General features: G+C 43.2%; 13 protein-coding genes and 1 pseudogene. 7 read left to right on the forward strand and 7 right to left on the reverse strand.

The features are described 5' to 3' along the window. From F8S12_RS05915 to F8S12_RS05940, 6 genes are all read right to left on the reverse strand, one after another. Nucleotides 1-1,317 (reverse strand): endonuclease MutS2 (locus F8S12_RS05915; protein WP_442946786.1); only part of this gene is annotated, 1,317 nt, incomplete at its 3' end. 54 nt (nt 1,318-1,371) lie between these two features. Next, the gene (locus F8S12_RS05920) at nt 1,372-1,677 is read right to left on the reverse strand and encodes a DUF2288 domain-containing protein (RefSeq protein ID WP_196515418.1); all 306 of its coding nucleotides are present in this window, start codon (nt 1,675-1,677) and stop codon (nt 1,372-1,374) included. 108 nt (nt 1,678-1,785) lie between these two features. After that, nucleotides 1,786-2,823: an AI-2E family transporter gene (locus F8S12_RS05925; RefSeq protein WP_196515407.1), complete on the reverse strand. Its 1,038-nt coding sequence runs from the start codon at nt 2,821-2,823 to the stop codon at nt 1,786-1,788. 249 nt (nt 2,824-3,072) lie between these two features. Then, nucleotides 3,073-3,711 carry a lysophospholipid acyltransferase family protein gene (locus tag F8S12_RS05930; protein ID WP_196515408.1) on the reverse strand — a complete coding sequence of 213 codons (639 nt, stop codon included), beginning with the start codon at nt 3,709-3,711 and terminating at the stop codon, nt 3,073-3,075. A 284-nt stretch (nt 3,712-3,995) separates the two neighbouring features. Beyond that, nucleotides 3,996-5,213 (reverse strand): HhoA/HhoB/HtrA family serine endopeptidase, encoded by a 1,218-nt coding sequence (locus tag F8S12_RS05935; RefSeq protein WP_196515419.1) that lies wholly within the window; start codon nt 5,211-5,213, stop codon nt 3,996-3,998. 69 nt (nt 5,214-5,282) lie between these two features. Then, the gene (locus F8S12_RS05940) at nt 5,283-5,588 is read right to left on the reverse strand and encodes a CpeR family transcriptional regulator (protein WP_196515409.1); all 306 of its coding nucleotides are present in this window, start codon (nt 5,586-5,588) and stop codon (nt 5,283-5,285) included. 707 nt (nt 5,589-6,295) lie between these two features. Here F8S12_RS05940 and F8S12_RS05945 point away from each other — a divergent pair. The 7 genes and pseudogenes from F8S12_RS05945 to F8S12_RS05975 all read left to right on the forward strand — a co-directional run bounded on the left by F8S12_RS05945 (nt 6,296) and on the right by F8S12_RS05975 (nt 11,428). Then, complete coding sequence (locus tag F8S12_RS05945) at nt 6,296-6,817, forward strand: phycocyanin subunit beta (protein ID WP_196515410.1); 522 nt, start codon at nt 6,296-6,298, stop codon at nt 6,815-6,817. 87 nt (nt 6,818-6,904) lie between these two features. After that, nucleotides 6,905-7,393 carry a phycocyanin subunit alpha gene (gene cpcA / locus F8S12_RS05950; protein WP_196515411.1) on the forward strand — a complete coding sequence of 163 codons (489 nt, stop codon included), beginning with the start codon at nt 6,905-6,907 and terminating at the stop codon, nt 7,391-7,393. 162 nt (nt 7,394-7,555) lie between these two features. Then, the gene (locus F8S12_RS05955) at nt 7,556-8,374 is read left to right on the forward strand and encodes a phycobilisome linker polypeptide (RefSeq protein WP_196515412.1); all 819 of its coding nucleotides are present in this window, start codon (nt 7,556-7,558) and stop codon (nt 8,372-8,374) included. A 118-nt stretch (nt 8,375-8,492) separates the two neighbouring features. Further along, the gene (locus F8S12_RS05960; protein ID WP_196515413.1) at nt 8,493-9,362 is read left to right on the forward strand and encodes a phycobilisome linker polypeptide; all 870 of its coding nucleotides are present in this window, start codon (nt 8,493-8,495) and stop codon (nt 9,360-9,362) included. Between the two features lie 101 nt (nt 9,363-9,463). After that, nucleotides 9,464-9,676: pseudogene (locus tag F8S12_RS05965) on the forward strand (phycobilisome linker polypeptide); the annotation flags it as partial. Between the two features lie 38 nt (nt 9,677-9,714). Next, the gene (locus F8S12_RS05970) at nt 9,715-10,557 is read left to right on the forward strand and encodes a HEAT repeat domain-containing protein (RefSeq protein WP_196515415.1); all 843 of its coding nucleotides are present in this window, start codon (nt 9,715-9,717) and stop codon (nt 10,555-10,557) included. A gap of 169 nt (nt 10,558-10,726) precedes the next feature. Beyond that, the gene (locus F8S12_RS05975; RefSeq protein WP_196515416.1) at nt 10,727-11,428 is read left to right on the forward strand and encodes a HEAT repeat domain-containing protein; all 702 of its coding nucleotides are present in this window, start codon (nt 10,727-10,729) and stop codon (nt 11,426-11,428) included. 41 nt (nt 11,429-11,469) lie between these two features. Here F8S12_RS05975 and F8S12_RS05980 read toward each other — a convergent pair whose 3' ends face one another. After that, the gene (locus F8S12_RS05980; RefSeq protein ID WP_196515417.1) at nt 11,470-12,120 is read right to left on the reverse strand and encodes an HD domain-containing protein; all 651 of its coding nucleotides are present in this window, start codon (nt 12,118-12,120) and stop codon (nt 11,470-11,472) included. Between the last annotated feature and the right edge of the window lie 378 nt (nt 12,121-12,498).

Genomic DNA, 12,498 nt, shown 5'->3' on the forward strand with positions numbered 1-12,498 from the left:
AGAAGAAGAGGGGGGGAGTGGGGAAGTGGGGATTTCTAAATTCTGTTCTTCCCCATTCCCTATTCCCCATTCCCTACTCCCTAATGCCTCCAAAATCCGACTAATCCGGCGGATGTGTCCAGAGAATGTGGATAAACTTTGCTGTAAGGATTGTTCATCGCCAATATCTGCCAGCACTTTATCAAACCAAGGTATTTCCACTGGTTCGCGGGCGGGGACAAATAAACCTACTTTGGCCATCAGTGCTGCTAACCCCAGAGTTTTTAAGGTTACAGTTTTACCGCCAGTATTTGGCCCGGTAATCGTTACTATCCGAATTTGCGGACTGATCAGCAAATCCACAGGAACTACTGGTTGCCCTTGTTCGTGCCGTTGTTGCCACACTAACAAAGGATGTCGTAAATTCCGCAAGGTAATGATTTCACTGTCTTCACGCTGAATAAATCGCGGGGGATTGGCTTCTAGCCAGTAACTATATCGTGATCTAGCGGTTGCCAAATCCAGCGTGGTTGCGATCGCCAACAACCTCTCCAAGTCTGGTTTGACTGCGGCTACTTGTTCCGTCAAAATGCGGCGAACCGTTTCTTCTTCGGCTTGCTCTTTTCTGATGATCTGCCGCAGCTGGTTGCCTAGAGGCACCACCGAATTTGGTTCTATGTACAGTGTGGCACCACTAGTAGAGGTATCGTGGACAATACCGGGGATGGCATCTTTTTGGGGTGCTTTTACGGGGATGACAAAGCGATCGCTCCGTTGCGTAATCAGCTGTTCTTGAACTGCCCCAGATTTTGCCTGTAAGATATTTTGTAGCTTTTGGGTAATTTGAGTGCGTAATCGCCGCAAATCTGTGCGAATTTCCCCCAGTTTTTGACTCGCGCGATCAGTTACCTGGAATCTTTCATCAATACACCGATGAATCTCCTGTTCTAGTTCTGGATAAGTCCGCAAATCGGCAACCAACTCAGTCAATATCGGCAAATCTTCCTGATTGTCAATGACACGGCGCAAATTTCTGGTACCCGCGAGGGTGGTGGCGATCGCTAACAGTTCATCTCCTGTTAAAATTCCGCCGCGTTCTGCCCGTTCTAGGGAGTCGCCAATATCTTGAATTCCTTCAAATGAAAGTCCCGTGGTGAGGCGAGTTTCCAGTTGGTAGACTTCTTTGGTTTGTTCTAACAACTGTTCGCTTTGAGTCTGAGAATCGGGTATTTTCAGATGGCGCGCAGCTGTCGCCCCCAGCTTAGTTGCCGCAAAGGTGGCAAGGTGCTGGCAGAGGCGATGCCATTCTAATAGTTCTAAGGTTTCAGATTGGATCAAGGTTTCAATATCTAATCTGAATTTATCGTAACAATTCTAGCCGTTCTGTGACACTTATTTAGCTGATACGGCGGTTATTTCTTGCGCCAGTACGTAGGGTTGGACAATGAGGGTATTAAATCGCTTACTGCGATCGCCATTCCATTCTCCCACCTGTGCCGTCGTGGGTTTGGTAATCAATTGCTCATCAATCCACTGTTGCACTGATGGAATTTTATCACTGGCGATCGCAACTCCAACATCCACCAAGTTTAGCTCAATTGCCACCAAAATTACTGCATCTCGCTGCACATGAGGAATTAGCCACTCCCACTCTGCCTCATCCAAAATTTCTGTTAATTCCGCTCTTAAATCCGACATCATTCCCAATGTTTATTTGTAAATGTTAATTAAAGACGCGATGAATCGCGTCTCTAGGATTGATCCTTGTACAGACGCGATTCATCGCGTCTCCTTGAATCGCGTCTGCTAAACTTCCGCTTTCATTTCATCAATTTCAAATAAAGATACAATTACTCCAGCGATGGGAATAGATATAAAAACTCCTAATAACCCTGCTACTTTAGCGCCTACTAGTAAAGCAAAGAATACTACTACAGGATTAAGATTAAGCGCATCTTGCATAATCCGGGGCGCAATCAAGTTGTCTTGTATTTGCTGAAGGACAACACAAGCTATCAATACTTTTAATGCTAGCCAAACACCTTGAGACAACACAAATAGACTCACTGTGCTTACTCCTAATGTTGCTCCTATGCCAGGAATGATGTCAAGAATTCCCACTATTATGGACAATATCAATGCAAAAGGCACTTTTAATACTAAGAAAACTAGGAAAGTTGAAGTTGTGAGAAATACGCTTAATAACAACTGACCTCTAAAAAATCCTAAAAATGACCGTCTGATTATACTTGTAAATCTATTGCGGCGATGTTTTGGTACTATTTTTAAGATGAAATTCCACAGTTTATCTCCATCTAACAACATGAAGAAAGCCACAACTGCAATCAATATAAAAGTTACAAAATTTGTCATAAACCCTTGTAAAACAGCCAAGCTAGTAACAAGACTAGATACAGCTTGGTTTCGTAATTGTTCCTCAATAAAACTTAAATCTATCTGCAAATTACGACTTCGCAAAAATACCTCTAGTCGCTCTAATAGAGGTATTAAAGAATTTACAAACGCAGTTATACTGTCAATTAATTGTTGTCCTTGAGATAAAACCGTTAAGCCTACGGTAATTATCAGACTGCCAATAATTACAATGCTGAGTAAGAAAACGACAGCAACAGCTACGCCATGAGGCAAAAAACGCCGTAGCCACTGTACAGGATAACTGAGTAAAAAAGCCAAAATTGCAGCGAATGTGAAAATAACGATGACTGCTTCAAAGTAAGCTAAAAGTTGTACGATCGCCCAGCCAGAAGCAACTAAAAGCAAGAAGCGGACTAACGCCAGATTATTTAATCGATCCCAAAAATTCTTGGCCTCAAAGCCGCTCATATGCTGTTTAGGGAGAAATTGTGGAAGGTGAATTTGCCTAGCAGTTGCATTTAAGCACAAAGTCTGACTTCATTACTAGAGCGTGTTGACCTTAAATTTACAAAAACTAAGTAGCGTAGTTTACCGCACTTCTCTACGAGACGCTCCGCGTAGCTTGCTTCTCCAAAGGAGTACGGCAAGCTCAGGGCAACGCGCTGCGCGTAGGGGCATCGCTACTTCCCTAAAGCATATATCTGTTATTTGTCTAGCTCATCGCCCTAAATCATGCATCTCGTTAATCACAGTTGCACACTTTTGTGTCAAAGTTTCCAATTCCTCTTTATTAGTGGAATTAGGGCTATCAATCAAGTTGCCAATCCTCACAGTGATGGGAACTGGGCGAGGTATGGCCGAGCCTTTTTTTAAAATCCCCTCAGTACCCCAGACACTCACGGGCAATATTGGGGCTTTTGCTTTCGCCGCCAGCAGCAGTGCGCCTCTTTTGGGGTTTGTAATTTTACCATCTGGGGTGCGAGTACCTTCCAAGAAAACACCGACAGCCCAACCTTTATCAAGGTATTCTAGAGCGGAACGGATGGCATTGCGATCGGCATTTCCCCGACTCACCGGGTAAGCACCATATAGTTTAATCACTTTCGCCAAAATCGGGATATCAAATAACTCTTCTTTAGCCATATACGCCACTGGACGGCGTACACAATTAGAGACAATTGGGGGATCAAAGTAACTAGCGTGATTACTCACTACCACGAGTTGCCCTGATTGGGGGACATTTTGGGCACCATAAATCTGGACTCGAAAGTAAGTATGGAGCATGGGGCTGACAACCGACCATTTAAAGGTGTGGTAAAGTGCCAGACTGATAAGCTGTTCGCGGTTTTTATCCACAGAAGATAATTAAAATTAGACTGGATTTAGCATAAGCGATGGATGCCTGCGGCGATGAAGAGTGCTGAGTTCCGTTAGCGATAGCGGGGCGTTTAGCCCGTGCCTCGGCTTAGAGTGAAAAGACCACCCACACTATTGCGGGTATCAACCTTCTCTATATAAGAAGATTCCGCTTGACTTCGGGCGGGGCTTTATACCCATAAATAATTCGTAATTCGTAATTCGTAATTCGTAATTAAATTACAACTACGAATTACGTTGACACCAATAACAGATTTGTGCTTCTAAGAAGCATTTTGCAACTCAGATGTGCGTACTGAAAGCTGCTGTGTCTCATTACCCCGTTGCACTTTCAGTTTCAATACTTGACCAAGGCGACTGTCTTCTACAACATTCTGCAATTGTTCAGCACTTGTAATTGATTTACCATCAATTTGAACAATTACATCCCCGCGCCGGACACCGGCAGATGCAGCTGGAGAATTGGCAACAACTCGCATTACAAAAACACCATCAATTTCTGGTATCTGAATCGGAGAGTTGGGATCGGTATTATTTTGCTTGGCAAGATCGGCTGTCAAAGTTACCATTTGCACACCTAAGTAAGGGTGAGCAACTTTACCATCACGTTCTAGCACAGATGCGATCGCTTTGGCTTTATCGATGGGAATGGCAAACCCAATACCCATTGCGTCAGGACGAATGGCTGTGTTAATACCAATTACTTCACCTCGACCATTTAATAATGGGCCTCCAGAGTTACCAGGGTTAATGGCCGCGTCTGTCTGAATAAATTCCAGGCGTTTGTCACTAATACCGACTTGGGCGCTGGAACGTTTGAGGGTACTGACAATTCCCAAGGTAACGGTGTTATCAAATCCTAAAGGATTACCAACTGCGATCGCCCAGTCTCCTACTTGTACATTACTGGAAGACCCCAAGGGCGCGACGGGCAAATCGTTACCAGCGTTAATCTTGACGACTGCCAAATCTGTGACTTCATCAATACCTTGAACTTTTCCTTCAAAGGTACGGCCATCTTTGAGCCGGACTGTCACCTTATCAGCTTTATCGACTACATGAGCATTAGTTAGAACTAACCCACTCTTGTCAATAATAAAACCTGAGCCTAGACCGCGCAACTGCTGCTCAGAAGGCATCTGTTGGGGGAAATTTTCACCAAAAAACCGATGCAAAAAGGGGTCTTCCAAAAATGGATCAGTGCGACGAGCAATTGTACGTTCAGTATCAATCCGAACAACTGCTGTGCCCACGCGATTCACTGCTGCTGTTACAAAGCTACTGCTACTTATAGCAGCACTAGCAGGTGATTGTCGTTGAGTAATCAGTTCTGAAGTATCTCCAGTTGTTACTGAGGGTGCAGGTTCAGCTTGGGAGGGCAACACTTGTAGGCTGCTAACTGTTAAAAGAACTCCTAGCGCGATCGCTAACACATAAGTACTGAGTTGACCTATAGACCGGGGTAATTTGGGAAATTTCACAATCATAAACTTAATTGTTGTTAGTCGGGACAAATCTATTTACATTTATTTTTACAAAATTGATGGCTCTCAAACACGCGCATCAAATCTAGTATAAAAATCACCATATTTAATCCAGTATTGTTTCAAAGTATGATGAGGTGTATGTAAACTAGCTTTTACCTGATATAGAATAACTTGGCGATGATCGCCCATCCAAATTTTATTAATAGAGTCAACGGATATTACTGTTCCTCCTAAAGAAGCGACACATTCAGAAAATCTTTCAATCGTCGTATATTCTAATGTCTCGAATATAAAAAAATTACCCGAACAAATCAAGTGACGACTGCGAATCCAGCAACGCATCTTTTTTTCAGCTTGTGGAGGTAACATTTTTAGCTTCAACAGATTCAAGCTGAATCAACATAAGGGACTCACCGCACATAATTCATCAGTAAAACTTTCCCGTTTTTCAAACCGTAAAAGCCCAATTGTTGCTCCCCATATTTAATCGTGGGTTTCAATATCCATGCCTCTATCTTATCCATAGGACTATGATTTGATTTTGAAAAAACTTCGTACAACTCAAAGAGCATTCTTTCCCATTGCCTCTTGCCTCTTGCCTACTTACGTAGATAAATTCAAAAATCAAATTGGATTGCTATAGACTTATCCAAGTCCGCCTATTGAGAATAAAATCCTCTTATTGACATGATGCGTTTGCCTGCACAAATATTTACCTTCTCATAACTGTAACCAAAATTATTAATTTATGTAAACAAAATGAATGGACATAACAATAATTTGTAATAAAAAATGATGCTACAGCATTGTATAAAGAGGACTAGTAAGGAAAAAACAACATTACAAGGCAAGTAGAGTAGGTATTTTTCGGGTTTTTCAATCGCTCATAGAAATTTGAAGTTTTGTAAAAAAAAATTTAATTGGAAACCCGGAAAATATTAAACTTATACCCTAGATGTCTGTTGTTAGTTTATCCAATCTGCTCAGACAGTCCAAACTCAGACTTAAACCCAAAAGTTCTTTACTTTGAAGTCTAACAAGTCTGTTAACGTAAGCAAATTTAGGAGATTAAAGCAATGGTTTTAGATGCGTTTGCCAAAGTAGTTTCCCAAGCTGATGCACGAGGCGAATATCTCAGCGCATCCCAATTAGATGCTCTGAGTGCGATCGTTAAAGATGGCAACAAGCGTGCAGATACCGTAAACCGGATTACCGGCAACTCCTCTGCGATCGTTGCTAATGCAGCTCGCGCTTTGTTCGCTGAACAACCTCAGTTGATTGCTCCTGGTGGTAATGCTTACACCAACCGCCGCATGGCAGCTTGCTTGCGCGATATGGAAATCATCCTCCGCTATGTTACCTATGCAATCTTTGCTGGTGATGCAAGTGTATTGGATGACCGTTGTCTAAACGGTCTGCGCGAAACCTACTTGGCGTTGGGAACTCCTGGTGCTTCTGTAGCAGTTGGCGTAGAAAAAATGAAGGAAGCAGCACTAGCGATCGCTGGTGACGCCAATGGAATCACCAGAGGCGATTGCAGCGCTCTGTTATCTGAAGTTGCTAGCTACTTTGATCGCGCTGCCGCAGCAGTAGGTTAAGCCTAATCAACCAATGCTATTAACTGACAATTGTCAGTTAGACAAAACAAATTTCAACAAAATTGTAAATAGGGAGATACTAAACTCATGAAAACACCTCTTACCGAAGCAGTTTCCACCGCAGATTCTCAAGGTCGCTTTCTCTCCAGCACAGAAATTCAAACCGCTTTTGGTCGTTTTCGTCAAGCCCCAGCTAGCTTAGAAGCAGCAAAAAGCTTGACCGCTAATGCCCAACGTTTGACAGAAGGCGCAGCTCAAGCAGTGTACAACAAGTTCCCCTACACCACTCAACAGCAAGGGCCTAACTTCGCTTCTACCGGTACTGGTAAAGCAAAGTGCGTGCGTGACATTGGTTACTACCTGCGGATCGTTACCTATTCCTTAGTAGTAGGTGGTACAGGGCCATTGGATGATTTCCTAGTCTCAGGTTTGGCTGAAATCAACCGTACCTTTGATTTGTCTCCTAGCTGGTATGTTGAAGCTTTGAAGTATATCAAAGCTAACCACGGTCTAAGTGGCGATCCAGCTGTAGAAGCCAATTCCTACATCGACTACGCAATTAACGCTCTGAGCTAGAGAGTGTATTTAGCCCGGAAAGGGAAACAAGCTCTGTTAGCAGTTAGCTAGGAGTTGGTTTACCTTTCTGGGCAGTTTTATTTTCATAAGACTGTTAAAAGATTAGAAAAAAATTTTCTAAAAATTTTTCAGTTTTGCAGTTAAAACTGAGGAAATTTAAAGATGGCAGCTTTGGGACAAGCAGCAAGATTGGGAATTAGCACTTTTGAAAGCTCAGGAGTAGCAGAACTACGTCCCAATAGAACAGAAGCGGATGTAGAAGTGATCATCCGGGCAGCTTACCGTCAGGTTTTGGGTAATTCATACCTGTTAGAAGGAGAGCATCTTGTAAGTGCCGAATCACTGTTGCATCGGGGGGCGATTTCAGTTAGAGGTTTTGTACTAGCTATTGCCCAGTCGGAACTTTATCGGGAGAAGTTTTTCCATTCCAACTCGCAAATTCGGTTTATCGAGTTGAATTATAAACATTTATTGGGGCGTGCCCCGGAAGATGAGTCAGAGATTTCGTACCACGTTGAGCTTTACAATTCACAAGGTTACGAAGCTGAGATTAACTCTTACATTGACTCAATAGAATATCAAGAAAGCTTTGGCGAAAATATTGTACCCTACTATCGGGGCTTTACAAGTCAAGTAGGACTGAAAAACGTTGGATTTGGCCGACTGTTCCAACTTTATCGGGGTTATGCCAGTAGCGATCGCGCTCAAGGGCAAAAACAAAGACAAGGACGGCTAACCTGGGAAGTGGCGAAGAATCTAGCTTCACCCATCTACCCAGTTTCTACAGGAGCCTTAACAGGACTCTCTACAGGTGGTCGAGGAGCAACATATCGGATCAGGATATTACAAGCAGCTTCTGTGAACTCATCTGTAGTGCGGCGGGGTACTGCGGAATTGGTCGTACCCTACGAGCAACTTTCTAGTAAATTGCAGCAGCTGAATCGCAAGGGCAGTAAGGTTATTAGCATTACAGCCGTATAAATAGGGAATCGGGGTAGGGAGTAGGGAGTAGGGAGTAGGGAGTAGAGAATTTCACCACTCCCCACCCCCCACTCGCCATTTCCCTTACCAAATACTAATTACAAAAGGAAAATTATCAATGGCTATTACAACAGCAGCATCACGTCTGGGAACAGAAGCTTTTAGTGATAACGCTCGTGTGGAATTGCGTCAAAATGCAACTAAAGAAGACATAGAAAAGGTAATTTCTGCCGTCTATCGTCAGTTGTTGGGCAACGATTATTTAATGAAATCTGAACGCCTTATCAGTGCTGAATCTATCCTGCGTGATGGGAAAGTTACAGTACAAGAGTTTGTGCGTCAAGTAGCTAAATCGGAACTGTACAAAAACAAGTTTTTCTACAACAGTTTTCAAACTCGCGTTATCGAGCTAAACTACAAACATTTGTTGGGTCGCGCTCCCTATGATGAGTCTGAGGTGGTCTATCACTTAGACTTGTACCAAACCAAGGGATATGAAGCCGACATTGATTCCTATATTGATTCGTCAGAGTATCAATCTAGCTTTGGTGAAAATATAGTTCCTTATTATCGCGGTTTTCAAACCCAAACTGGGCAGAAAACTGTAGGATTTAGCCGGATATTCCAACTTTATCGCGGCTACGCAAGTAGCGATACTTCCCAACTCAAAGGCAAGTCCTCCCGACTAGCCGGTGAATTAGGTCGCAATAGTGCATCGGTTATTGTTCCTCCATCTGGTGGTCAATCAGGTTTTGCATACGTTGCTTCTGGAAGAGGCGTTACCCCCAACAGTACTTTTGGTGGTGCGGGAACTTTTGGTAAAGAAGGCAGAATGTACCGCGTTGAAGTGGGAGGCGTTTTTGGCGCTGGTTATCCTAGCGTCCGCCGGGTTAATCAAGCTGTAATAATACCATATGAAGAACTATCTAGTTACTTCCAAAGAGTGGTAAAACAAGGTGGTAAAATCGCTAGTGTGAAGCCACTTTAGTGTCAATGGTCATTAGTCATTAGTCGTTAGTTTCAGACAAAAAACAAATGATAAAGGACAAATGACTAATGACAATATTAAATTAAATTTGGAATGAATTTATGCTTGGACAAATTGGTGGTAGAACTAGTAACCGCTACTTTCGATATGAAGTAGCCGGTCTTCGCCAAAGCGAAGAAACTGACAAAACAGCTTATCCGATTCGTTCTAGTGCTAGTGAATTTATCACCGTGCCTGAGAACCGGATGAATCAAGAAATGCAGCGAATTACTCGCTTAGGTGGCAAAATAGTCAGTATTCAGCTATTGAATGCTGATACTAATAGCGAACAGAGCAATCGTTCTTCTGATTGATGAATTCAAGTCCGCAGAAATTTGAAGATTTATCACCGACAGGTAATTTTGCCGACGGTGAATCTTTAACGGTAGAGGAAGCGATCGCCAATCTGGAAAGCGCAGATTTAGGTCTGCGCTTTTATGCTGCTTGGTGGTTGGGGAGGTTTCGAGTATGTGAACCTGCTGCGGTTAGACGACTGATCGCAGCGTTAGAGGATGAAGCCGACAGGACACCCGAAGGCGGATATCCTCTGCGACGGAATGCAGCTAGGGCGTTGGGAAAACTAGGCGATCGCCAGGCAGTATTACCTTTAATTGCGTGTTTAGAATGCTCAGATATTTATGTGCGGGAAGCTGCGGCACAATCCTTAGAGATGCTGGGCGATCCGGTTTGTATTCCTGCCCTGATCGAGTTATTACAAGTAGGCTTGCAGGGAGAGCAACTCAGATCACAGCCAGATTTATCTCAACCCTACGATGCCATTTTAGAAGCCTTGGGAACCTTACAGGCGACTGAGTTTATTCCTTTGGTAAAGCCATTTCTAGAGCATCCAATCGAATTGGTACAATATGCTGCCGCACGAGCCATGTATCAATTAACCCAAGAATCAGTCTATGGGGAACGGTTGGTAAAGGCTTTAGGGGGTGAGAAATTGCAATTGCGTCGCGCAGTGTTAGCAGATTTGGGAGCCATTGGCTATCTACCCGCAGCAGATGCGATCGCCAAGGCTTTTGCCGAAAATAGCCTGAAATTAATTTCCCTCAAAGGATTACTAGAACATCAAGTTAACAACACAGCAACAGGTACTTTGTCAGCAGGTGCTATTAAAATCATGAATTTGATGGACTCGCTGTTGTAGTGATAATTTCTGAGTAATCAGTTGTCATTAATACGTTGAAACCAAATGTTGACCACAGGTAAACCTTCAAAACAACTGCAAAATAAGGGTTAATGGTTTACGTGTGATTGCAACTACGGATAACCTAATGTACAATTTGCTGACAATTAATGACTGATAAAAAATTATTATGAATAACAGTGAGCTTGCCCAAATACTGATTCGTGCTGTGGAAGAAGCAGATTCCTCGGAGCGCTTACTAAAAGCAGTTCAGGAGTTAGCAGCAGCTGGTATAGAGGAAGCTGTTCCAACTTTGATTGCAGCTTTGGGCTACAACAATCCAGGGGCGGCGGTGGCGGCGGTAGATGGATTGATTGCCATTGGGGAAGCCGCAGTATCGCCACTATTACAACTAATTGATGACTACAACTACGGGGCTAGAGCCTGGGCAATTCGTGCCTTAGCGGGAATTGGTGATGTCCGGGCGCTGGATAGCTTGTTAGAGGCAGCAAAAACCGATTTTTCTTTGAGTGTGCGGCGGGCAGCTGCTAGGGGATTAGGCACTTTGCAATGGCATCAAGTACCGCCTGAGAAACTAGAATTTGTTCAGACGCAGGTACTAGAGGCGCTATTATTAATTTCTCAAGATTCAGAGTGGATAGTGCGCTATGCGGCAGTAACGAGTTTAGAAACACTAGCGATCGCAGTAGCAGTCACTTTACCTGATAAATCGGCGCAGATTACAAATCAACTTCAGCAAATGCTCGATACAGATGCCGATTTGGGAGTTCGCACCCGTGTAAGGTTTGCACAGCAAAATGTTCAGCAGCCACAACATCAACAAGCGTTTGCAGCTAAAACAAAGGTAGAAGACGCTGAAGTGTCAAGGTGACAGCAATGTATAGCTTGCATCCAAATGAGAACGCTGTAAAACTAACCAGACAATAAAGACTGAATTTCTCCTTGGATATTGCCACGGGCACATGGTTCGGCGAACTCTGACATTAAAGGCGTAAAGTAGATATGCGATCGCTGTAAAAATCTTTCTAAAACCTGCCGACGACCTATGATATACTCTGCCTCTGCCACCCAGCTATATTCTTGGCGAATGGCATGGGCGTATTCTGGATATTGGACTGGGTTAGTAGCCAAAATCGCTAAATCTGCATCAAGTAGAACTTGGCTATCACAATCATCCACCGCCGCTTGGTGATCTTTAGTGTTCAGAATGATCCGCGTAACAATAGTTATGGTACTTTCTGGAATATTCAAATTACTCAGCAATGCAAAAGCATAGTCTGCGCTTCGTTCTTCATTATCTTGAGCCTGAGTGTCATACACTACATCGTGAAACCAGCCAGCTAGTTGAACAGCAGCTAGGTTGTTGGTGTAGCCTTGCAAAATCTGAATTGTGCTGAGGACGTGATCAATATGTTTCAATGTATGGTAACAACGACCAGGGGTAGAGTAAGCTGTAACCAAGTCATTAAAAGCTTTTTCAGCCGCTACTTGGTCAACACTAAAGGTTTTGAGTGTGTGTTGCCAGTTAGAAAATAAAATATCCATAAAGTTTTCTGTAGGCATAGAGTGAGTATACCCATTCTTAGTATTGGAAAATAATAAGTACATACTGTTAAAAAAGCAGTAGAAGACTTCAAGTAGAACCTCACCTTCTAACTCCGTTAGCAGAAAGAGGGGACAAGTTTTCCTCCCCTTACTTGCAGCTACGGTGTACACACAAGTATAACCAGCATAAGTTTCAACTCTTATAGTAGTTTCGTAGGGTGCGTTATGGACACGCCGAAATAACAAATGAGTATGCCGAAATAACAAATGAGTATGCCGAAATAACAAATGCATACGCCGAAATAACAAATGAGTATGCCGAAATAACAAATGAGTATGCCGAAATAACAAATGAGTATGCCGAAATAACAAATGCATACGCCGAAATAACAAATG

Origin of the sequence: Nostoc sp. WHI, assembly GCF_015714725.1 — a bacterium.
Lineage (GTDB): Bacteria > Cyanobacteriota > Cyanobacteriia > Cyanobacteriales > Nostocaceae > Nostoc.